Genomic DNA, 22485 nt, shown 5'->3' on the forward strand with positions numbered 1-22485 from the left:
GATCCGGAGCAGTCGATGGTCATCTCCTCGGGGCGAAATTCAAACCCGACTGTTGTTCACACGAGCACTTCGCGTCAAGCTTCCCCGACAGCGCGGAAACCTCCAGGGAGGTGAAGCTTCTTGAACGCATACAACCGAGATGACCGAGACGGAGTCCAGATGGACAAGTCCTCGCGCGTCGACAGGCGGGCGCGACAGGAAACTGCCCATGATCTGACGGAGGCTGTAGCGCGGATCACAACGGCCAATCTTCACCCGGAGGTAGACACCGGTTCGGCTCGGGGCAACGAAAGGTGGTAGAAGCCTAGTCAAGGACGCGAGGCGACCGGTGGGTCGCGTGCGCGATGCCAAGGCGCTCCAAGGAAGCTACGCGTACCGTCTCGTCCGCAGTCCTCAGAAGGTCACACTCCCGGACAACCGGCTCCTTGCGCGCGAATTTGTCGAGCCGCCCGATCACGAGGTTCGCCTCCAGGAACCAGTTCCCGGTGCGCGCCGCCTCGAGCTTGTCGTTCGTCAGGATCTCGAAAGGGAGGTTGAAACGCCGGTACAACTCGTCCTGCCACTGCTCGGCGAGCCCGCCGGGGCACACGACGAGACACCGCTTGAGGTCGCCGCGCGCGATCAGTTCCTTGATCAACAGCCCGGCCATGATCGTCTTCCCGGCGCCGGGATCGTCGGCGAGCAGGAAGCGGAGCGGCTGCCGCGGCAACATCTCCTGGTACACGGCCGTGATCTGATGCGGCAGCGGCTCAACATCCGACGTGTGGACGGCAAGAAGGGGATCGAACAGGTGAGCCAGCCGAATGCGCTGCGCCTCGGAGACCAAGCGAAACAGGGCTCCGTCGCCGTCAAAGCCCCACGGACGCCCGCTCTCGACGACGTCCAGTTCGGCCTCATCGTGCCGGTACAACAGCCGGTTGTCGACTCCGCCGTCCGGAGTCTTGAAGGTCAGCTCCAGCGCCTCGGAGCCGAACCACTTGACGCTGACGACGGTGACCAGCGAGTCGGGCAGGATGCCCCGAACCGCCGCGTCGGGCGTCAGATCTTCAAGCTTCATTTACCTGGTCCACCATCCTCCTCCTCAGAAGTAGGCTGACAAAAAAACGACCCATGCGCCCGTTGGAGGCCGACGGCAATAGCGTCGACCCAGAGTCGCAGGGGTCTCGGTTGTATCCAGGCTCGGAAGACGATGCCGGCCGTGACATGGCCTGTCAAGAACAAGATTCTTGACAACGACGCGCCCCAGTCCTTGCTACATGAGGTCTGCCTCACGGAGGAGCCGCTGCGCCAATCTCTTAGTACTCTCGGGTATCCCTTTCCAGATCACACGCCGCGTCCACGGCGGAGGCTGGTAAGAGTATTCAATCCAGTAGCGATCGCGGTGCGGCGGCGGATACCCATCCCACGATTTCACAATTTGGCGCATCAACTCTTCAGCCGTGTCCCGGCTGGTGCATATGGTGCGGGCCGCGTGTTTCGGAAAGAGGTGCAACCCGCGATCCTGCTCTCCGTAGACAGCGATCCACCAGAACCGTGCCTGACTCTCCTTAGCCGTCAGATAAGGACGCCGATCCAGAGCAGTGATGCCGCCACCGCGTCGAGCCTGGTCACGGAGCCGATAGTAGGACCGAAATAGCACGGGGCCGTCTTTGCCTTGCCGCCACTCATTCCTTCCCCAGAGCCTCGTGGTTCCGACTTGCTCGGATCTGATGCGTCGGTGCAGATAAGCGGCTTTGACTAAGGCACCTGTTCCCTTCGCAACCGCAGCTTGCGGCGTCGATTCGGCATGACGAGGATCGACAGAGTCCACGATGAGCAATGATCCGCACCCAAAACACTTCAGCGGTCGAGGTACGTTCTCAGACTGTGAACTTCCCAGCGCATGTGGGGTGCCGCAGTCCGGGCACGGAGGAAGCGATTCGGGAGCAACTGGTACGCTCACGTCTCCCGCGGCGGACATGGGCACCCTTTCTCCTCCCACACAGAACAGCTGCCGCTGCTCCTCAGCGTAGCCATACGGACCAGCTGGCACGGAACGGGTCGAGAGGATAGTCAGTCGACGCATCCGTACGCGCGCACGCATCGAAGGATCCAGGTGGCTCATTCGCCCTTTACTCGCATGTTGGAGAAATAGTGATGGATACAGAATGTACTCCTTGGAGCCGAATACAGGCTAAGCGCCTGCCCGGGGCGAGCGGGCAGCGAAGGAGGCGTCTAACGAGTTGCGGGCCAGCGTCTCGATCCCCGCAGTCGAGAGGTCCACCGCCTCGGCGACCCGGCGGAAGTTCTCGTTGATGTAGCCGCCGAAGTAGGCCGGGTCGTCGGAGTTGACCGTCGCGAGGAGGCCCAGGTCGAGCATGCGCCTGATCGGGTGGGCGGCGAGGTCGTCAACGACGCGGAGGGCGAGGTTGGACAGCGGACACACCGTCAGCGGGATGCGGTCGTCCCGCAGGCGGGCGACGAGGGCGTCGTCCTCCAGGGCGCGGTTCCCGTGGTCGATGCGTTCGACGCCGAGGATCTCCAGCGCCTCCCACACGTATTCCGGCGGGCCCTCCTCGCCGGCGTGGGCGACGAGCCGCAGTCCGAGGTCGCGGGCGGCGGCGAACACACGGGCGAACTTCGACGGCGGGTGGCCCACTTCGCTCGAGTCCAGACCCACGCCCAGCAGCCGGTCGAGGTACGGCTCGGCCTCCTCCAGCGTCTCGAACGCTTCCCTCTCGGTGAGGTGACGCAGGAAACAGAGGATGAGGGAGACGCTCACGCCCCGCTCCCGGGAGCGGACGATGGCCCGCTCGAGGCCGTCCATCAGCGTCCCCAGCGGCACGCCACGCCCGGTGTGCGCCTGCGGATCGAAGAACATCTCGACGTGGACGACCCCGTCCGCGGCCGCCCGCCGCAGGTAGGCGTCGGCGAGCGCGAAGAAGTCCTCCTCGGTCTGGAGCACCGCCATCCCCTGGTAGTACAGGTCGAGGAACTCCTGGAGGTTGGCGAAGGCGTACGCCCGGCGGACCTTCTCGACGCTCCGGTACGGCAGCGACACGCCGTTCCGGCGGGCAAGGTCGAACATCATCTCCGGCTCCAGCGAGCCCTCGACGTGGATGTGCAACTCGGCCTTGGGGATGTCACGGATGACGTCCGCGGGGCTCGTGGTCTGGTGGCCCATCATCGGGGCAAGATACAATAGACGGGCACGCCGCCGCCGGGGCGCAGACCCCCTGACTCGACCACGCCAGACCGGACATGTCCCATGAGCCAACCCCGCGATAACTGGAGTTCCAGCGCCGGTCTCGTGCTGGCCGCGACGGGCAGCGCGATCGGCCTCGGCAACCTGTGGAAGTTCCCGTTCATCACGTGGCAGAACAACGGCGGGGCCTTCGTCCTCGTCTACCTCATCTGCATCCTCGCGGTCGGGCTGCCGATCATGATGGCGGAGCTGCTCATCGGGCGCCGCAGCCAGAAGAGCGCGGTCGGGGCGCTCAAGGAGGCGGCGGGACCCTGGTGGGGCATCGTCGGCGGCTGGGGCGTGCTCGCCGGCTTCATCCTCCTCAGCTACTACACGGTTATCGCGGGCTGGTCGCTCTACTACTTCGCCCAGTCCATCGGCTGGTCGTTCGGCGGCTACCCCGCCGGAATGGCGGCGGGCGACCTGTTCAACGAGCAGGTGGGGAACGCCGGCCTCCAGCTCATGCTGTCGCTCAGCTTCAGCATCGCAACGATCGGGGTCGTCTACTTCGGGGTGAGCAAGGGGATCGAACGCATCGCCCGCATCTTCCTCCCCATCCTGTTCGCCATCCTGCTCCTCCTTCTCGTGAGCGCGCTGGGGATGAGCGGGTCGGGAGAGGCGCTGCGCTTCATCTTCCGCGCCAACTTCGGGGAGCTGGAAACGAGCGGCGTGCTGGAGGCGCTCGGGCACTCCTTCTTCACCCTCTCCCTCGGGATGGGGGCGATGATCACGTACGGATCCTACATCTCGCGCAAGCAGTCGATCGTGAAGGCTTCAGCGGCGATCGTGGGGCTCGACACGCTGATCGCGCTCGTGGCGACGGTCATCATGTTCTCCGTCATCTTCTCGGTGGCGGGGATGAGCGACCAGGTGAGCGGCTCACCGGTGGGGATGCTCTTCATCTCGCTGCCCGAACTGTTCTATACCGCGGTGCCGTTCGGCGTCGTGCTGGGGCCGCTGTTCTACGTGCTGGTGGCGCTGGCGGCGCTGACCTCGACGATCTCGCTGCTCGAGGTCGTGACGAGTTACGTGATCGACGAGCGGGGCGTCCCGCGGCATAAGGCCACGTTCCTCTGCGGGGGGGCGATCTTCGTGTTCACGATCTTCGCGGCGCTCTCGTTCACGGGCACGCCTTTCCTCGCCACGCTGGAGATCTTCGCGGGCAAGATCGGCTGGTTCTCGACGGTCGACCACTTCGTCTCGAACTGGATGCTCCCGACCGGCGGGTTCGCGATCACGCTCGCGGCCGGCTGGTTCATGACCCGGAACGCGACGGAACGGGAACTGCTGGACGGCACGGAGCCGCGCTGGTTCCACTACGGAGCGTGGCGATTCTTCATCCGCTGGGTGGCGCCGCTCGCGGTGGGCGCGATCATCATCTCGGTGATCCTCGGCCGCGACTTCAGCTGACGGGAGCCGGACCGCAAACGACCTGCGCCGGGATACGTCCTTGAGACGCTCGCCAGCACGGACCCGGGACCTCGTCGCGGCGACGGTCCTGGGGCTCGCTTTCGCGGGCTGCGGGGAGGGTGGTTCGGCGGAGAACCCCGCCGGAGAGCGCACTGCCGTCGGGGAGCCGGAGCGCGAGGCGATCGTGCGGGCGCTGGCCCGCGCATACTTCCCGGGCCGCGTGGGAGATATCGCCGTGATCCCCGGTCCGGGGGCCATCATCACGTCGCCGGGCCCCGACTACCGGTACATGCACGGCAGCCCGTGGTCGCATGACACCGCGGTGCCGCTCCTGCTCTACGGTCCGGGCGTCTTCGAGCCCGGCACGTATCGGGGGCCGGCCTCGCACCAGGACATCGGGGCAACGCTGACCACGCTGCTCGGGCTGCCGCCGCGAGCCGACGTGACCGGACGTCCGCTGCGCGCCGCGTTCTCGGACGGCGGGAACGAAGCCGACGGCGGGCAGGGCGACGCGGGGGCCCGCCCGGGGCTCGTGGCCGTGCTGGTGCTGGATGCGATGCGGGCGGACTACCTCGACCGCTACGCCGACCTTCTCCCCAACTTGACCCGGCTCGCGGCGGGCGCCGCCCGGTTTGCGGAGACCCGAGTCGACTACGTCCCCACGAACACCTCGACCGCGCACACGACGCTCTCGACCGGCACCGACCCGTCGGTACACGGGATCGTGGGCAACACGCTGTACGACCGCCGGACGGGCCAGTCGACAGTCGCGTACGAGGGTGCCTCTCCCCGCAACCTCATGGCGCTTACGGTCGCTGACCGCTGGGGAGTGGCGACGCGCGGGCGGGCGGAGATCGTCGTCCAGGGGGGTACGGACTACCCCGCGGTGGCGCTGGCGGGTCACGGGAGGTGCATCCTCGGTGGCCACTCCGTGTGGCTGAGCTTCTACGACTCCGGCAGCGGCGGCTGGACTACGAACGAGGCGTGTTTTCGGCTTCCGCCGGCGGCCCGCGAACTCCACTTCGGTCCGCGACTCGACGCCGTCGACCGGCTTTGGCTCGGCCACGAACTCGACAGCTACGGCGAGGCCCGGCGTTCGGCCCTTTTCTCGGGATTCGAGGGAGAGGCAGCGGTCGCCTTCATCGAAGGAAGCGCCTTCGGTGAGGACGATGTCACGGACCTCTTCCTCGCCAACCTCAAGGGCACGGACTACGTGTCCCACAAGTACGGCCCCTTCTCCCCCGAGATGGAGGCGACGCTGGCGGAACTCGACGGATGGCTGGGTCGGATCGTGGAGGCGCTCGAGGCGAAGGCGGGTCCCGGCGGGCTGGCCCTGATCGTGACGGCGGACCACGGGATGCCCGACACCCCCGCGAGCGACGACCTGTGGGCCACCTACGGCGACGTGACGGCGTGGCTGAACGAACGTGTCGACCCCGGCGGGCCGGGCGTGGTGGCGTTCTACGAGGGCTCCGAGAACCAGATGTACCTCGACCCCGAGCGGCTGGGGGCGCTGGGGCTGGAGCCGGACGATGTCGCCCGGACGCTGGAGGAATCGCCGGTGGTGCGGTTCGCGATTACGGAGCGGGAGGTGCGGCAGGCGCGCCAGGCTCGTTTCACGAGGGAGGATCCGCCGACGCGTCGCCGGGATGGAATTCCCTGAGGTACAGCGTGAGGCGTCCGTGCTGGGTCTCGGTCGTGACCATGACGATGGGGTGGGGGGCGTCGACGGCTACATGGATCCGGGCGTCCGACTCCGGCTTGAACATCGACATCCCCGGGATCACCGCCCGCAGGATGTAGACGTCGAACCGTCCCGCGGGGACTCGTGTCCGATCCCGGCGTTCAAACTCGAACGCGGCGGGGCTGTCCTCGGCCAGGTAGTAGCGGTCGATGCGGAAAGAGGTCTCTCCCGACGCGATCCGGCGCCGCATTTCGTACAGGATCGCGACGTCATCGAGCGGGGCTTCGGGGAGCATGACTTCGCGCGGTGGATCGGACGCATCGGGGTTCGTCGGATCCGCGATCTGACCGTCCAGGTGTTCGACGCGCAGCCGCCGCTCGGGCTCATCGAGGTGGACCCGCCAACTGGTGCGTTTTCGTCCCTCGTGGATGAACCGGTCGAAGCGCAGGGAGCGAAGCGGCGCCAGCATCACCCAGCTTGTCTGCCGGTCGTGGATCCTGAAGAACGGAATGGGGGCCCCGAAATCAACCTCGAGGCGGTAGATGTCCTCCCCGTCGACCGTCTCTCTATCCGCGACGGTCAGTTGGTTGCTCCCGAGTTGAAGGGGGCCGAACTGGACGCCGAACTCCATGGTCTCGCCCACCGCCAGGGTCTCGCCGGCCGCCACGGTGTCGCCGGCCGCCACGGTGTCGCCCGCAGCCGTAGTGTCAGCTACCGCCTGACCGGAGAGCGGCACGGCGGCCAGCAGGCCGGCGCACCCGGCGGCGATGAACGGCGAGATGAATCTCGACGGAGAGCGCCGCCGGGACCGCGAAGTCCATCGCGCAGTCGAACGCCTTGGCGATCCCCTGTTGCGCATAGTTCGGCAGCTCCCGCTCCGCGTAGTAGATGAGGACCAGAAGAACTACGGGCGCGAGCACGGGAAATCTATACAGCGCCTCAACCGCCAGGCTGCTTGATCCGGTCCCCGCGGTTCGGAGCCGCTTGTTGCGCCGGCGTGACTTCTCGTTCAATCGTGCGTGACCCGTGTTCGATACCCTGCCGCTGCCGTCGGGGCGAAACCGTTCGGTCCCGGATGAGGACGAGATGATCGAGAGCGACGAGAGCCCGCGAATGCTGAACCGCCGAACGTTCCTGAGAACCGGGACCCTCGCCGCGACCGGGTGGGCGGCTTTGGCCGACCGCCTTCTGGCCGCCCCCTACGATCCCCTCCCGAAGCACCCCGGGATCGCGCCCACCGTCGCGTCCCCTGTGAGGATTCAGGGCATCGTCCGCGCCGGCGGGCGGGGCCTCGGACGCGTCGCGGTCTCCGACGGACTCCAGGTCGTGGATTCGGACTCCGATGGCCGTTTCGAGATGGTGACCTCGGCGGATCGCGGCTTTGTCTGGGCGCGGATCCCGGCTGGCCATCAGGTGCCGACGAACCCTTCGGGCACGGCCGGTTTCTACCGGCCCATCGATCCCTCCCGAAGCGAGATGTCCGTCGCCTTCGATCTCGATCCTCTCGGGGTTTCCGACGAGCGCCACGCCGTCCTGCTCCTGGGCGACATCCAGACCGAGACCGAGGAGGAGATGGGCTGGTTCCACGAGCGGTCCGTACCGGACCTCCAGGGTACCGTTGGAGAACTCGGCGACGTGCCGATCGTCGGGATCGCCGACGGCGACATCATGTTCGACCACCTCGAGCTGTATCCCGAGTACGAGCGGGCGGTGCAGCGCATCGGGGTGCCGTTCTTCCAGGTGATCGGGAACCACGACCTGGATACGGAGAGCCGCACGGACGAGGCCTCGACGGACACCTTCTCACGCCACTTCGGGCCACGCTACTACTCGTTCGACCGCGGGGCCGTCCACTACGTGGTCCTCGACGACGTGTTCTGGCACGGGAGCGGCTACCTCGGCTACCTCGATGCCGACGCGCTGACGTGGCTGCAAGCGGATCTCAGCCGGGTCGAGCCGGGGGCGCCCGTCGTCGTGGCCACGCACATCCCGGCGGTCGGCAGCTACCACGCGCGAGTGGGCCGCGCCTCCCCGGAAGCATCCGTCGCGATCATGAACCGCGAAGCGCTGTACCGGCTGCTGGAGCCCTTCCGCGCGCACATCCTCACGGGGCACACGCACGAACTGGAGCATGTGTTCGAGAGCGGGACGCACGAGCACGTCGCCGGCGCCATCTGCGGGGCCTGGTGGAGCGGGCCGATCTGCCACGACGGCGCCCCCAACGGCTACTGCGTCTACGAAGCGGCGGGCGAGGAGATCTCGTGGCGCTACAAGTCCACCGGATTCGCGGCGACGCACCAGATGCGGATCTACGCACCGGGGGCCGACCCGGGAGCGCCGGACGAGATCGTGGCGAATGTGTGGGACGCCGACCCCGAGTGGACCGTGCGCTGGTTCGCCGACGGCGAGCCCCGGGGCCTCATGGCCCGCCGCCCGGGACGTGATCCGCTGAGCGTCGAACTGCACTCGGGCGACGACCTCCCCGCGCACCGGCCGTGGGTCGAGCCCCGCATCACGAACCACATGTTCTACGCGCCCGTCGAACCCGGCGTCGCGGAGGTCCGCGTAGAGGCGACGGACCGCTTCGGCCGCGTCTACTCGGAGTTTCTGCGCCTGTCCTGACCCCGAGTCGAGTGGCCGCCAGTGCGAGGCGGGCGTTGTAGACTTCCGACGGCGGGCTCATGTTCCGGGGACGGGGACGGCTGGAGGGTCGGCCGTCCGCATGCTTACCCGGGCCCGGAGATATCGCCATGATCCAGCCACGCCCGCGCTTCCGTCCGTTTTTCTTCACCTTCCCCGCTTCGACCTTGATCCTCGCGAGCGCCTGCGCTCCCCCGCAGACGACCATGGAGGACGCGTGCGCCACCCCCGCCAACGAGATCGTCGCGGAGAACTGCCTCGAGGGACATCCGCCCACCGAGTGGGACATCAACGGCTACGGGGACCCGAGCATCCAGGGCTTCGGCACCGACATCGCGATCGCCCGGGGGGAGACGATCGAGTTCAAGATCGACACGGACTCGGAGGACTACAGGATCGACGTCTACCGAATGGGCTACTACGGGGGCATGGGCGCCCGTCGCGTCGACTCGTTCGAGCCTTCCGCGACGCTGCCCCAGATCCAGCCCGAGTGCCTCCGGGGTCCGATCCCGGTGCTGGCCGAGGGGGGCGGCCTCGAGACGTGGCCCGCGCCGCTCGTCGACTGCGGCAACTGGGCGGTGTCGGCCTCCTGGCAGGCGCCCGCCGACGCGACCTCGGGCATCTACTTCGCGCGGCTCGTGCGCGAGGAGCAGGTCGAGGGCTGGGTGAAGAACGACCAGTTCGAAGCGACCCCGCTCCCGCCCACCGGGGAGGACTCGCTGTGGGAGGCCCCGGGCTTCCACGCGGTGATGCGGAACGCGCTCCGCGAGCCGCGCGCCAGCCACATCTACTTCGTGGTGCGCGACGACGACGGCGAATCCGACATGCTCTTCCAGACCTCGGATCTCAACTGGCAGGCGTACAACCGCTACGGGGGCCACAGCGTGTACGGGCGCCTGAATCCCGAGCGGATCCGGCTCCACGGGGGACCCCCGCGCGCGCCGAAGGTGAGCTACAACCGGCCCTTTGAGACGCGGCACTACCGCGCCGTGAACATGGTCTTCAACTCGGAGTACCCCATGGTCCGCTGGCTCGAGCGGAACGGCTACGACGTGAGTTACACGTCCGGGGTCGACACGGACCGGCGCGGCGAGGAACTGCTCGAGCACAGGGTCTTCCTCTCCGTCGGACACGACGAGTACTGGACGGGGCAGCAGCGCCGCAACGTGGAGGCGGCGCGCGCCGCCGGGATGCATCTCGCCTTCTTCAGCTCGAACGAGGTCTTCTGGAAGGTGCGCTGGGAGGAGAGCATCGACGGCTCCGGGACGCCGTACCGGACGTTCGTGACCTACAAGGAGACACAGGATCACCGGAAGCTCGATCCGGTCGAGTGGACGGGGCTGTTCCGCGATCATCGTTCGATCAACCCGGAGGGCCCGTGGCCCGAGAACGCGCTCACGGGGACGCTGTTCACGGTGAACGCATGGAGGAACGACCCCCTCATCGTGGACGCCGAGTTCGCCGATCTGAGGTTCTGGCGCAACACGGAGGTCGCGCGGCTCCGGCCCGGCGAGCGCTACGTGTCGATCAAGGGGATCCTCGGGCACGAGTGGGACTCGGACATCGACAACGGGTTTCGCCCGCCGGGGCTGTTCCAGGTCGCCGCGACCACGATCGACAACCTGCAGTACTGCGTCCACCCGGGACGCGGCTGCGAGACGGGCACGGCGACGCACAACGCGGTCCTGTACCGGCACGAGAGCGGCGCGCTCGTCTTCGGCTCGGGGACGCTGCAGTGGCCGTGGGGCCTCGACGCCCACCACGACACCGAGACGGGGGTCCCGCCCGAGCGTCAGAACGGCATGGACACGCGGGTCGGCGTGGACCCGAACGGACCCGATCTCGTCCTGCAGCAGGCGACGCTGAACCTCTTCGCGGACATGGGCGTCCAGCCCGCGACGATGCAGCCGGATCTGGTTCCGGCCGCGGCTTCGACGGATGACGTCCCGCCGACCTCGTCGTTCGACGCGCCCTCAGCGCCCGATCCGGAGAGCGGCAGGATGACGATCAGCGGGACGGCCTCGGATGACGGCGGCGGTGTCGTGGCGGCTGTCGAGGTGTCGCTGGACGGGGGGATGACATGGCACCCGGCCCGCGGCCGGTCGAACTGGAGTTACGCGTGGGATCCTGACATGACCGGCGACGACGTGTCGATCCTCAGCCGCGCCGTGGACGACAGCGGCAACTTGGAGACACCGGACGAGGGAAGCTGAACCCTCCGCCGTTGTAGACTTCTGAACACGGGGACATGTTCCGGGACGGGGCGGCCGGAAGGTCGGCCGTCCGCATCCCGACTCCGGCCCGGAGATGTCGCCATGATCGCGCCGCGCCCTCGCTTCCGCCCGTTCATCCCCCTGTTCCCGGCCGCCGCGCTGCCGCTCTTCGCGGCATGTTCATCCTTCGGGACGGCGACGGGAGATCCTTGTGTGAACCCCGCCAACGAGATCGTGGCCGAGAACTGTCTCGAGGGGCACCCGCCTACGGAGTGGGACATCAACAGCTACGGCGACCCCAGCATCCAGGGCTTCGGCACGGACATCGCGGTGGCTCAGGGGCAGACGATCGAGTTCAAGATCGACACGGACTCGGACGACTACCGGATCGACATCTACCGCATGGGCTACTACGGCGGCATGGGCGCCCGCCGGGTGGATTCGTTCGAGCCTTCCGCGACGCTGCCCCAAGTCCAGCCCGAGTGTCTGCGGGGTCCGATCCCGGTGCTGGCCGAGGGGGGCGGGATGGAGGAGTGGCCCGCGCCGCTCGTCGACTGCGGCAACTGGGCGGTGTCGGCCTCATGGCAGGTGCCCGACGACGCGACCTCGGGCATCTACTTCGCCCGGCTCGTACGCGAGGACCCGATCGACGGCTGGGTGAAGAACGACCAGTTCCGGGCGACGCCGCTCCCCCCGACCGGAGAGGACTCGCTGTGGGAGGCCCCGGGCTTCCGGGCGGTGATGCGGAACGGGCTCCGCGAGCCGCGGGCGAGCCACATCTATTTCGTGGTGCGCGACGACGACGGCGAGTCCGACATGCTCTTCCAGACGTCGGACCTCACCTGGCAGGCCTACAACCGCTACGGCGGCCACAGCGTGTACGGGCGGCTGAACCCGGCGCTTCTGCGGCTCCACGGAGGACCGCCGCGCGCCCCGAAGGTGAGCTACAACCGACCCTTCGAGACGCGGCACTACCGCGCCGTGAACATGGTCTTCAACTCCGAGTACCCGATGGTCCGCTGGCTGGAGCGCAACGGGTACGACGTGAGTTATTCGTCGGGGGTCGACACGGACCGGCGCGGCGAGGAACTGCTCGAGCACAGGGTGTTTCTCTCGGTGGGGCACGACGAGTACTGGACGGGGCAGCAGCGCCGTAACGTGGAGGCGGCCCGCGCGGCGGGGATGCACCTCGCCTTCTTCAGCTCGAACGAGGTCTACTGGAAGGTGCGCTGGGAGACGAGCATCGACGGATCAGGCCAGCCGTACCGGACCCTCGTCACCTACAAGGACTCGCAGGACCACCGGCGACTCGACCCGGTGGAATGGACGGGAGAATTCCGGGACCACCGTCCGATCAACGCCGAGGGCCCGTGGCCGGAGAACGCGCTCACGGGGACGCTGTTCACGGTGAACGCGTGGCGAAACGACCCCATCATCGTGGACGCGGAGTTCGCCAGCCTGAGGTTCTGGCGCAACACGGAGGTGGCGCGGCTGAGCCCGGGCGAGCGCTACGTGTCGATCAAGGGGATCCTCGGCCACGAGTGGGACTCGGACATCGACAACGGCTTCCGGCCGCCCGGCCTCTTCCAGGTGGCCGCGACGCCGGTCGACAACACGCTCTACTGCGTGCATCCGGGGCGCGGCTGCGAGACGGGCACAGCGACGCACAACGCGGTCCTGTACCGGCACGAGAGCGGCGCGCTCGTCTTCGGCTCGGGGACGCTGCAGTGGTCGTGGGGACTCGACGCGCACCACGATTCGGAGACGGGGGTTCCACCCGAGCGCCAGAACGGCTCGGACACGCGAGTCGGCGTGGACCCGAACGGACCGGACCTCGTCCTGCAGCAGGCGACGCTGAACCTGTTCGCGGACATGGGCGTCCAGCCCGCAACGATGCAGCCGGATCTGGTACGCGCTGCGGCTTCGACGGATGACGTCGCCCCGACCTCGTCGTTCGACGCGCCCTCGGCGCCCGATGCGGAGAGCGGCATGGTCACGATCACCGGGATGGCGGCGGATACCGGCGGCGGCGTGGTCGCGGCCGTGGAAGTGTCACTCGATGGGGGAGAGACCTGGCACCCGGCCCACGGCCGGACGAACTGGAGTTACGAGTACAATCCCGCGACGGCCGGAACCGAGGTCTCGATCCTGAGCCGCGCCGTGGACGACAGCGGCAACCTCGAGATTCCGGGCGTGATGATCGAAGCCGAGGGCGGGGCCGGCTGACCCCTCGATCGATGCCTGCCCGGGACGTTCCCGCGGGAACGTCCCGGCGGGCTACCAGTACTCGACTTCCAGCCCGTCGACCCTGGCGAAGCTCCGCCGGTCCCTCGTGGCGACCCGGTAGCCGCCACTGACAGCCGTCGCGGCGATGATGAGGTCGTGGGCCCCGATCGGGGTGCCGCGACGACCAAGCTGCTCGGCCAGGACCGCGTGGACGCGAGCCACCTCGAGATCAAACGGGATCACGGGGAGCACGGCAAGCCACGTTTCGAAGGACCGCTCGGCGGCGACGCGCCTGATTCCATGGACCGCCTGAACCCCTTGCAGGAGTTCCGAAGCGGTGATTGCGGCCATTGCCAGCGGGTCATCCGGCTCCGTTGCGGCACCAACCGCGAAACCGGGATCCATCTGGCCTCGTTCGACAGCGATCAGGACGCTCGTGTCGATCAGCGTTCCCACGGGCTCCGGGGCACTTCCTCACGGTTCCAGATTGCAATGCCCTCTTCGATCGCGCGAAGACACTCCTCATCCACGGAGGGTCCGGAACGCTTGGCGACGAGCCGGGCGAACTCCCTCAAAGTGAGGCCTCGTCCGCGCACCGGGCCGACCTGCGCGACCACCCTTCCGCGCCGCTCCACGACGTACACGGCGTCGCGCTCGCGAACCTCGGCGAGGATCGATCCGAAGTTCTTCGCAGCCTCGGTCGCGCTCACGGTGCGTACACCCGACGGCAAGTCTCGTGTACTAGACATGGGCCAAAATACGGAAGTTACGGAATTGCCGCAATTTGCACGACGACCGCATGCCGCCGTCAGCTCTCGGCGGCTCCACGCAGCTTAGCGGTTGGTCGGGAAGCCGAGATCGACGCGGCTCCCGGCGGGGTCCGGCCAGCGCGTCGTCATCACCTTCGGTTTGGTGTAGAAGTGGACGCCTTCGGGGCCGTAGATGGCGTGCGCCCCGAACGCGGACTCCTTCCAGCCGCCGAAGGAATGGTAGCCGACCGGCACCGGGATCGGGACGTTGAGGCCGATCATCCCCGCGTCCGCATCCTCCTGGAACTGGCGCGCGGCGCCGCCATCGCGGGTGAAGATCGCCGCGCCGTTCCCCCACGGGTTGTCCGAGAGCAACTCGACGGCGTCTTGATACGTGTCCGCCCGCACGACGCAGAGGACCGGCCCGAAGATCTCGTCCCGGTAGACCGTCATGTCGGGCGTGACGTGGTCGAGCAACGTGACGCCGAGGAAGAATCCGTCTCCATCGAACTGTGCCCGCCGGCCGTCCACGACGACACGCGCCCCGGCCTCGGCGCCCTGACGCACGTAGTCCGCGACGCGGTCGCGGTGTTCAGCCGTGATGAGCGGACCCATCTCCGAGGCGGGATCGTCGCCCGGGCCGATCCGTAGTTTCTCCATGCGGGCCCGGATGGCCTCGACGAGCGGATCCGCGCTGTCTCCGACCGCAACCGCGACGGAGATCGCCATGCACCGCTCCCCGGCCGACCCGTACGCGGCGGACACGGCGGAATCCGCGGCCAGGTCGATGTCCGCGTCCGGGAGTACGACCATGTGATTCTTCGCCCCGCCCAGCGCCTGCACGCGCTTGCCGTGCGCCGTGGCCGTCTCGTAGACGTGCCGGGCGACCGGCGTCGACCCCACGAAGCTGATGGCTTGCACATCGGGATGCTCGAGCAGCCGGTTCACCGCGACATGGTCGCCGTGCACGACGTTCAGGACCCCGGGCGGGAATCCGGCCTCGTGGAAGAGTTCCGCGATGAAGCTGGCGGCGCCGGGATCCCGAGGCGACGGCTTCAGCACGAACGTGTTCCCGCACGCGATCGCGTTGGGGAACATCCAGAGCGGCACCATGGCCGGGAAGTTGAACGGCGTGATCCCCGCCACAACACCCAGCGGCCGCCGCACGGAATACACATCCACGCCCGTCGAGGCCTGCTCGTTGTAGGTCCCCTTCAGGTGCTCGGCGAGTCCGCAGGCGTACTCGATGTTCTCCAGGCCGCGGGCGACCTCGCCCATCGCGTCGGCCAGCACCTTCCCGTGCTCCGCCGTGAGCCGCTTCGCGATCTCCCTGGCGTGTTCGGCGACCTGGTTGCGGTACGCGAACATGAGCTTGGTGCGCCGCGCGACGCTGACGCGCCGCCACTCCTCGAAGGCGGTGGCCGCCGCCGCGACGGCTTCGTCGACCTCTTCGATGCTCGCCAGCGGCAGTTCACCCGTCCGGCGCCCGGTGGCGGGGTTGAAGACGGGTGCGGTCCGGCCGGAGGCTCCGGGCCGCGCCTCACCGCCCACCAGGTGAGGAATACGCTCGACCGCGTCCGCGTCGGATGTCGCGGCCGATGGAACGGAGGATAGGACCGTGCTCACCTCACCCCCTCGTGGTAGCCGAGGATCGCCTTCACCTCGAGGAACTCCTCAAGGCCGTGGCGGCCCCATTCGCGCCCGTTGCCGGACTGTTTGTAGCCGCCGAAGGGGACCCTGAAGTCCGGGCGCGCCCCGTTCAGGTTCACCTGTCCCGACCGGATGCGGCGTGCCACCGCCCGACCGCGTTCCGGATCCCCCGCCGATACGTATCCGGCCAGGCCGTACGGCGTATCGTTCGCGATGCACACGGCGTCGTCATCATCCTCGTATCCGATGAGCACGAGGACCGGGCCGAAGATCTCTTCGCGCGCCACGACCATGTCGTTGCTCGCATGCGAGAAGACGGTCGGGCGCACGTAATAGCCCCGCTCCAGTCCCTCCGGCCGCCCCGGCCCGCCCACGGCGAGCCGCGCGCCTTCATCGATGCCCGTCTCGATCAGCCGCTGAATCTTGTCGAACTGCACTTCGGACACGGCCGGGCCGATCCCGGTGCCCTCGGCCGCGGGATCGCCGACCACGACCTTCTTCGCCGCGGCGGCTGCGATCTCCGCGGCCTCCTCCATCCGCGAATGCGGGACGAGCATGCGCGTGGGCGCGTTACACGACTGGCCGGTGTTGTTGCACACGGCGAAGACGCCCCGCGATACGGCCCGCCCGAAGTCCGCGTCGTCCAGGAGGATGTTCGCCGACTTGCCGCCCAGTTCCTGCGCCACGCGCTTCACGGTCAGCGCCGCGTTGCGGGCGACCTCCACGCCGGCGCGCGTCGAACCCGTGAACGAGACCATGTCGACGTCCGGATGTGAGGACAGCGCAGCGCCCACAACCGGGCCGGCGCCGTTCACGAGGTTGAAGACCCCGGGCGGCACGCCGGCGTCATGCAGGATTTCCGCGAAGATCAGCGCGTTGAGCGGCGCGACCTCGGACGGTTTGAGCACCATCGTGCACCCCGCGGCCAGCGCTGGCGCCACCTTGCAGGCAATCTGATTCAGCGGCCAGTTCCACGGCGTAATGAAGGCGCAGACCCCCACCGGCTCCCGGACCAGCAGGGATGACCCGAGGTCGGTCTCGAACTCGAAGTTCGCGAGGATCTTCCCCATCGTGCTCAGGTGCGCCAGACCGGAGGGCACCTGGGCCTGCACGGCGAGGCTCATCGGCGCCCCCATCTCCGCGCTGACGATCGCGGCCAGATCCGCCGAACGGGCCGCGTATCCCTCACAGATCCGCTCGAGGAGCGCGACCCGCTCTTCCCGGCTCGTGGCCGAGAACGACTCGAAGGCGGTCCTCGCGGCCGCCACCGCGGCGTCGGCATCGGCCTGCGCCCCCATCGCGATGGCCCCGATGACCTCCTCGGTGGCCGGGTTGACGACATCCAGCGTCTCGGTGGTCGACGGGCCGACCCACGCGCCGTCGATGTAGAACTTCCGAAGATTGTCCACGGATTCCCTTTCCGGACCGCCCATGGCGGTGTTGTGATACGAGTACGAAAAACACGACCCCGGCGGGAGACGAACAGCGCCTCCCGCCGGGGTCGATCCTACCTTGCGAGGTCAGCTTCGACTACCAGCGACCTCCACCCGGGTCATCGCCTCCGATCCAGGACTAGTTCGTCAGCCACGACCACCGATAGTTCACGCGAACGTAGTAGTAACCGCCGTTGAAGCCGAACGGCGAGCTCTCCGGATAGAGCAGACCCACGCTCCCGGCCGTGCCGGTCTCGTTCCGTGCCGGATACGTATCGAAGAGGTTGTTCGCGCCGATGGCGATTTCGGTGTCCGCTGTGAGGCTCGTCGACAGCTCCAGGTCGACGATCAACCTGCCGGGGAAGGGCGTGTCCTCGACTCCGCCGATCACGACACCTCCGACGTCGACCCACGAATCGAAATAGGTACCCCGCAGGAAGGCGCGCACCCCGCCCAGCGTGTGCGCCACGTTGAGCGAGCCCCGCCACGAGGGGATGGAGCGCTCGAGCTGATCCAGACGGTCCTCGTCCACGACTTCGGGATTGAAATCGGTGACCTTCGTGCCGTTGTAGTTGAAGAGCGCGCTGAAGCTCGTGGCGCCGCCCCTCGACGGTGGAGAGTAGTTCGCCACGATGTCGATCCCCTGCGTCCTCGTGCTGAAGTCGTTGGTGAAGAACCGGAACTCGGCGAGGTTGGCCGCGCTGGTGATCCCTTCGGTCAGAAGCCGGGTGACCTCGTCGTCGGTGAGCGAGAACGTCTTCGTCTGCGAGAACCGGTCCGAGATCGCAATGCGGTAGTAGTCCATCGTAAACTTGAACGCGTCCGCGTCGAGCACGGCCCCCGCCGTCAGGCTGAAAGCCTTCTCGGGCGACAGCTGCCGCCCGCCCCGAAGCGCCGCCACCCCGGAGGTCGAGGGGATCGTGCCGCGGTTGACGAGGTCGCCGATCGTCGCGTCGAAGACCGTGGAAATGTTGAAGGCGTTCTGCTGACCCGGTGTCGGAGCGCGGAAGCCGGTGCTCCCGCCGGCGCGCAGAGCGAGCTTGTCGCTGACCTCGATACGGCTCGAGACCTTCCCGGTCAACTGGCTTCCGAAGTCGGAGAAGTCCTCCCAGCGCAACGCGGCTCCGACCGTCCAGGGGCTTTCGCCGCCGCCCAGATGAACATCTCCATAGATGGCCACGTTCTGGCGGTCCCAGTCTCCCGCGGCGATCGGACTGAAGCCGGGGAAGCCGTTGGACGAGGAACTGAAGCCCTGCTGGGCGTAGGGCCCGATCCTCCACGACTCGTCCTGCCCCTGGCCGATGATGAAGCGCTCCTCACGGCGCTCAAGCCCACCCGCGATATGTACCTGATCGCTGGCCTCATAGGCGACATCGAAGTTGAGGTTGAATTCCTGCTGCGTGTAGAGACCCGCGTCGAAGTCGGTGGGCGTCTCCGGCCCGAGCGCGGCGTTCACCGTGTTGTAGATGAAGAAATCGGTGGTGTGGTTGCCGAAGCTGGCGCTCGCGTCCCAGGTGAAACCGCTGTCGTTGCCGCCCTTCACGCCGCTGACGAACGACCAGTCGGTAACGTTGCCGCCGAACTGGGGTGTGAAGCCGCCGGGGAACATCTCCTGGAACGAGAAGCAGTTCGGATCGGCGAAGACCCGCGCCAGAGCCACCGGGTCGGGAACGTTGTTCGTGATGCGGACCTCGGGGCAATTCGCCGATCCGTCCACCACGCCGTCCCTCGCGTCGAGCACATCGCCGATGAGGAGCGACTCGCCCCCGTCACCGCTGAACACGCTGCCGCGCGTGTTCGGATTACGGAAGAAGAAACCACCGTCCACCTCCTTGGTGGAGAGGTTTCCGAACGCGTAGAACTGCTCGTCGTCGTTGAACGTGTAGCCGGTATTGAGCCACAGTTTGAGGTCGTCGTTGACCTCGGGCGAACCCCAGATCTGGGCCGAGGGCTGGCGCACGGCAGTGTTACCGGCGGCGCGGAGTGCAATCGCGTCGTCGCGCTGGACGGCCCGGTCGGTGGGATTCTGATTTCCGTACTCAACGCTGAAGTTGGCGAAGCCGGTGGACCCCAGGGGGATACCGACGTTGCCGGAGACGGTGAGCATGTCGCCGTCGCCTTCGTAGTAACTGCCGCTCTTCATCTCGAGGGCACCGCCCGAACGGTCGTCCTTGAGGATGAAGTTCATCACGCCGGCGATGGCGTCCGAGCCGTACTGGGCCGACGCGCCGTCACGCAGCACCTCCACCTGTCGCAGCGCGATGCCGGGGATGGAGCCGATGTCGACGCCCTGGGACCCGTCCGAGAGACCGGCCCCGAGCCACGTGATGATCGACCCGCGGTGCCGCCGCTTCCCGTTGATCAGCACCATGGTGTGATCTGCCGCGAGCCCCCGCAGGTTGGCCGGACGCGTGATCGTGGCGGCGTCGCTGATCGGCTCGGTGCGGACGTTGTAGGACGGGACCACGGTGCGGAGCAGGAAGTCGATGTTCGTCTCCCCCTGCCGAGTGATCTCGGACACCGGGATCACGTCCACCGGCACCATCGATTCCGTCACCGTTCTCGGCCGCGCGCGGCTTCCGACGACCACGAGTTCCCCGAGGTTGATCGCCGAGAGGCTGAGCGCGAAATCGACGGTCACGCTCTGCCCGTCTACGACCGTTGCGGTTTGCGTCTGGACCGCGTAGCCGATGAGTCGGACCTCGACCACATGGTTACCCGCCGGGACATCGGGAATCATGTACGCGCCGCCCGCTCCCGAGCCCACCGAGATATCGAGGGCGGGGATCGCGACCCGCGCGCTGCTGAGCCCGGACCCGCCCTGGGCGCTGGTCACCCGGCCCTCGATCGTGCCCTGCGCGTAGGCTGCCGCGGGTGTGAACAGGATGGCGACGATTACAAGTGCGCGTTTCAACATACTCATCTCCTGCGGTTGATCGTGACATTCAACTCAGCTCGTACTCACGTCGTTCGCGGACCCGAGCCAAACAGCCCGCGACTGCTCCTCCAAGAACGTATTACAGCGGCGCCCAGGGCATCTCGATCGAGCGCCACATGTGCGCGACCGGGCTGTTGTCGTACCCCAGACCCTCCTTCGGCTGCTTGAAATGGCGTCCGATGATGTCGACGAAGGGGTCGAGCGAGACCTCCATGTCATCCTGGAACGCGTATGTGTCGTTCACGCAGACCATGCGCGCCGAGACGTACAACGGGTGTTTCGTGGCGTACTCGGCCGCCTGCTTGATGTATTCCGGCGGGACGTAATCCTCGCCGAAGATCCGGTTGTACAACTCCGGGTACTCGTAGCCATACTCCTCGTCCGGGTAGAAGCGCAGGGCCCCGTGATACCGAATGCCCCAACTTACGTACTCGGGCACGTACGGTTCGTAGAGCTGGGCGCCCCACCACCCGTGATCGACCTTGATCAGGTTCTGCACGGTATCGTGCAGCAGGCCTGCGAGGACATTCTCCTCCGGCTGCCCATCCCTTAACGCGTGAGTCGCGCTCTGCAGGACATGCCGGGCCGGCCAGAACCGGAGCCGGAAGACATCCTCCAGCGTGGGATTCGCGGGCAGCGGTTCGAGCACCGTGTCGCTCGGGCGGAAGAGGTTGCCGGTCCCGCGCGGAGTCGTGACTTCCTGCTCGTGTTCATCGTGGTCGTGGTGGTCGTGATCCTCCGTCTCCGCGGCGAATTCCGCCTCGGCTTCCGCTGCCTCCGCGAGGAGTTCGTTCTCGTCGAGGAGGCGCGGGTCGAGGTCTTCGGTCCGCGGGACGGGGCCGTGGTGGTGGTCGTGAGCGTGGCCGGGACTCTCGCCGTCGAGCATATCCACCATGTAGTGCTCGAGAGCTTCCGCCTTGTCCTCGGGCGTCATCACCGCAAGGGCGCCGGCGCCGACGGACGCGAGGAACCTTCTACGATCGATTTCCATGATCTCCCCCGCGCTGGCAACGTGTCAAAAGTGACCTCCGGCAACTTGGCCCGGCTTCGCCAACGCCGCCAGATGCGACCGGATACAAACCGGACACCAAAAGACCGCCAAAAAAAGGGGGGCGCACCAGCCGGTGCGGCCCCTCTCTTCGCCTGCTCGGTCCCCCCGGGGCCTCAGTAGGCCTGCTTGGTCACGTTTTCCGCCTTCGGACCCTTGGGACCATCCACGACATCGAGCTCGACCTTCTCGCCCTCCGCCAGGCTTCGGAATCCGTCCGACTGGATCGCCGTGTGGTGCACGAAGACCTCCGCCGATCCATCGTCGAGAGCGATGAATCCGAAGCCCTTCTGGTCGTTGAACCACTTCACCGTGCCGCTTCTGCGCATTACCCGTGCTCCTGAAAAAGATTGGTGTCGCCGAGAGTACGGGCCTGCCGCACATGCCTGCTGCCGTGCCTGCCAACCCCGACCATCGCCCGGCGCAGAATACATGGCGGGATTCCCGTTGTCCATGCGGGCCGGTCCGGCTCCGGAGGGTCCCGGCCGGCGCGCTCTACTTCCTGACCGCCAGGAAGTCGCGAAGGCGGAGTTTCGTCTGGTGGTCCTTCCTCCGCACACCCTTCATGTCCTCGCCGCGGATGTAGGTGCGCTGCCACCCCTCCTCCACCGCCTCTTCCTCGCCGGCGCTCAGATCGTCGATGAACTGCGAGCGGGATTCGCGCCACGCGACGTACTCGTTCGCGAGCCGCTTGTTGTCCCACAGGTCGCGGCCCCGGGGGCGCACGCTCTCCAGGTAGTGGCGCGGGATGGGCAGGATCCGGCAGATCGGTTCGCCCTCATCGAACCGGATCCAGTGCTTCGGCCGCGTGATCTTCCAGTTCATCGTGAACGAGAACGGCGCCCAGTCGGTCTCGATGATCCCGTCGAGCGGAATGATCCCGTCCTTGGGGAGGTTCGGACAGCCTCGCGCCCACAGGTTGTGGTCCTTCGTGGTCCGGAACAGGTATCCCTGCGTGAAGGTGACGACACCGCTGCCGAAATGGCTGGCGATCGCGGGATGGGGCTCGTCGTCCCAGCGGAACTTGAGAGCGTCCAGCCCGGCCTCGCCGTTCCAGCGCACCCAGAACCGCGTCGGACAGAGGAGGTCCCATCCGGCCTGGTTCGCGATCAGCAGCGGGAGGCAGCGGTACGCGAAACGGCCCGGCGTGTCGTCCATCCACTCGCGATGCTGCGTGCCCCGGACGAGTGGCAGCGCATCATCGGCGACCCGGTAGGCGGTGAGATCGATGCCCGCGGCCGCCTTTGGCCGCGACTTCGCCTTCTTCACCA

Annotated in this window: 16 protein-coding genes and 1 pseudogene; 5 read left to right on the forward strand and 12 right to left on the reverse strand. The window is 67.3% G+C overall.

Annotated elements, in window-relative coordinates; translation table 11 throughout:
• Positions 1-415: 415 nt before the first annotated feature.
• Both ACOOHF_RS04065 and ACOOHF_RS04070 read right to left on the reverse strand, forming a co-directional pair.
• A pseudogene (locus ACOOHF_RS04065) lies at positions 416-1057 on the reverse strand (SNF2-related protein); the annotation flags it as partial.
• Positions 1058-2173: 1116 nt separating this feature from the next.
• Positions 2174-3163 carry an adenosine deaminase gene (locus ACOOHF_RS04070; RefSeq protein WP_420464329.1) on the reverse strand — a complete coding sequence of 330 codons (990 nt, stop codon included), beginning with the start codon at positions 3161-3163 and terminating at the stop codon, positions 2174-2176.
• An 84-nt stretch (positions 3164-3247) separates the two neighbouring features.
• On the opposite strand from ACOOHF_RS04070, the gene ACOOHF_RS04075 reads away from it, so the two are divergent.
• On the forward strand, positions 3248-4633 hold the full coding sequence (locus ACOOHF_RS04075) for a sodium-dependent transporter (RefSeq protein WP_420463484.1): 1386 nt from the start codon (positions 3248-3250) through the stop codon (positions 4631-4633).
• A 40-nt stretch (positions 4634-4673) separates the two neighbouring features.
• Positions 4674-6296, forward strand: a complete 1623-nt coding sequence (locus ACOOHF_RS04080; RefSeq protein WP_420463485.1) for an alkaline phosphatase family protein — start codon at positions 4674-4676, stop codon at positions 6294-6296.
• On the opposite strand, the gene ACOOHF_RS04085 is transcribed toward ACOOHF_RS04080, so the two are convergent.
• The gene (locus tag ACOOHF_RS04085) at positions 6250-7002 is read right to left on the reverse strand and encodes a DUF3108 domain-containing protein (RefSeq protein WP_420463486.1); all 753 of its coding nucleotides are present in this window, start codon (positions 7000-7002) and stop codon (positions 6250-6252) included. The genes ACOOHF_RS04080 and ACOOHF_RS04085 overlap by 47 nt on opposite strands.
• Positions 7003-7024: 22 nt before the next feature.
• Positions 7025-7330: a hypothetical protein gene (locus tag ACOOHF_RS04090; protein WP_419936030.1), complete on the reverse strand. Its 306-nt coding sequence runs from the start codon at positions 7328-7330 to the stop codon at positions 7025-7027.
• 73 nt (positions 7331-7403) lie between these two features.
• On the opposite strand from ACOOHF_RS04090, the gene ACOOHF_RS04095 reads away from it, so the two are divergent.
• The 3 genes from ACOOHF_RS04095 (at position 7404) to ACOOHF_RS04105 (ending at position 13396) form a co-directional block, all read left to right on the forward strand.
• Positions 7404-8939: a calcineurin-like phosphoesterase C-terminal domain-containing protein gene (locus tag ACOOHF_RS04095; protein WP_420463487.1), complete on the forward strand. Its 1536-nt coding sequence runs from the start codon at positions 7404-7406 to the stop codon at positions 8937-8939.
• A 128-nt stretch (positions 8940-9067) separates the two neighbouring features.
• Positions 9068-11170, forward strand: coding sequence for a N,N-dimethylformamidase beta subunit family domain-containing protein (locus ACOOHF_RS04100; RefSeq protein WP_420463488.1), 2103 nt, complete (start codon positions 9068-9070; stop codon positions 11168-11170).
• Positions 11171-11272: 102 nt separating this feature from the next.
• Complete coding sequence (locus tag ACOOHF_RS04105) at positions 11273-13396, forward strand: N,N-dimethylformamidase beta subunit family domain-containing protein (protein ID WP_420463489.1); 2124 nt, start codon at positions 11273-11275, stop codon at positions 13394-13396.
• A gap of 51 nt (positions 13397-13447) precedes the next feature.
• Here ACOOHF_RS04105 and ACOOHF_RS04110 read toward each other — a convergent pair whose 3' ends face one another.
• From ACOOHF_RS04110 to ACOOHF_RS04145, 8 genes are all read right to left on the reverse strand, one after another.
• Positions 13448-13852: a PIN domain-containing protein gene (locus ACOOHF_RS04110; protein ID WP_420463490.1), complete on the reverse strand. Its 405-nt coding sequence runs from the start codon at positions 13850-13852 to the stop codon at positions 13448-13450.
• Positions 13840-14106: a hypothetical protein gene (locus tag ACOOHF_RS04115; RefSeq protein WP_420463491.1), complete on the reverse strand. Its 267-nt coding sequence runs from the start codon at positions 14104-14106 to the stop codon at positions 13840-13842. The genes ACOOHF_RS04110 and ACOOHF_RS04115 overlap by 13 nt, the downstream gene beginning before the upstream one ends.
• A gap of 123 nt (positions 14107-14229) precedes the next feature.
• Entirely contained in the window at positions 14230-15771 is a 1542-nt protein-coding gene (locus tag ACOOHF_RS04120) for a CoA-acylating methylmalonate-semialdehyde dehydrogenase (RefSeq protein WP_420463492.1), read from the reverse strand.
• Positions 15768-17204, reverse strand: coding sequence for an aldehyde dehydrogenase family protein (locus ACOOHF_RS04125; protein WP_420463493.1), 1437 nt, complete (start codon positions 17202-17204; stop codon positions 15768-15770). Before ACOOHF_RS04125 ends, ACOOHF_RS04120 begins: the two co-directional genes overlap by 4 nt.
• Before the next feature lie 163 nt (positions 17205-17367).
• Positions 17368-20145 (reverse strand): TonB-dependent receptor, encoded by a 2778-nt coding sequence (locus ACOOHF_RS04130; RefSeq protein ID WP_420463494.1) that lies wholly within the window; start codon positions 20143-20145, stop codon positions 17368-17370.
• Positions 20146-20245: 100 nt separating this feature from the next.
• Positions 20246-21157 carry a hypothetical protein gene (locus ACOOHF_RS04135; protein ID WP_419936021.1) on the reverse strand — a complete coding sequence of 304 codons (912 nt, stop codon included), beginning with the start codon at positions 21155-21157 and terminating at the stop codon, positions 20246-20248.
• 173 nt (positions 21158-21330) lie between these two features.
• Positions 21331-21543: a cold shock domain-containing protein gene (locus tag ACOOHF_RS04140; protein ID WP_419936020.1), complete on the reverse strand. Its 213-nt coding sequence runs from the start codon at positions 21541-21543 to the stop codon at positions 21331-21333.
• Between the two features lie 166 nt (positions 21544-21709).
• On the reverse strand, positions 21710-22483 hold the full coding sequence (locus ACOOHF_RS04145; RefSeq protein ID WP_420463495.1) for a DUF6065 family protein: 774 nt from the start codon (positions 22481-22483) through the stop codon (positions 21710-21712).
• Positions 22484-22485: the final 2 nt, after the last annotated feature.

The organism is Candidatus Palauibacter sp., from assembly GCF_965216145.1.
GTDB lineage: Bacteria > Gemmatimonadota > Gemmatimonadetes > Palauibacterales > Palauibacteraceae > Palauibacter.

Coding starts and splice junctions, on each gene's coding strand:
- ACOOHF_RS04070 (WP_420464329.1), bottom strand. CDS start 3,163: ATGGGCCACCAGACCACGAGCCCCGCGGACGTCATCCGTGACATCCCC.
- ACOOHF_RS04075 (WP_420463484.1), top strand. CDS start 3,248: ATGAGCCAACCCCGCGATAACTGGAGTTCCAGCGCCGGTCTCGTGCTG.
- ACOOHF_RS04095 (WP_420463487.1), top strand. CDS start 7,404: ATGATCGAGAGCGACGAGAGCCCGCGAATGCTGAACCGCCGAACGTTC.
- ACOOHF_RS04100 (WP_420463488.1), top strand. CDS start 9,068: ATGATCCAGCCACGCCCGCGCTTCCGTCCGTTTTTCTTCACCTTCCCC.
- ACOOHF_RS04105 (WP_420463489.1), top strand. CDS start 11,273: ATGATCGCGCCGCGCCCTCGCTTCCGCCCGTTCATCCCCCTGTTCCCG.
- ACOOHF_RS04130 (WP_420463494.1), bottom strand. CDS start 20,145: ATGTTGAAACGCGCACTTGTAATCGTCGCCATCCTGTTCACACCCGCG.
- ACOOHF_RS04135 (WP_419936021.1), bottom strand. CDS start 21,157: ATGGAAATCGATCGTAGAAGGTTCCTCGCGTCCGTCGGCGCCGGCGCC.
- ACOOHF_RS04140 (WP_419936020.1), bottom strand. CDS start 21,543: ATGCGCAGAAGCGGCACGGTGAAGTGGTTCAACGACCAGAAGGGCTTC.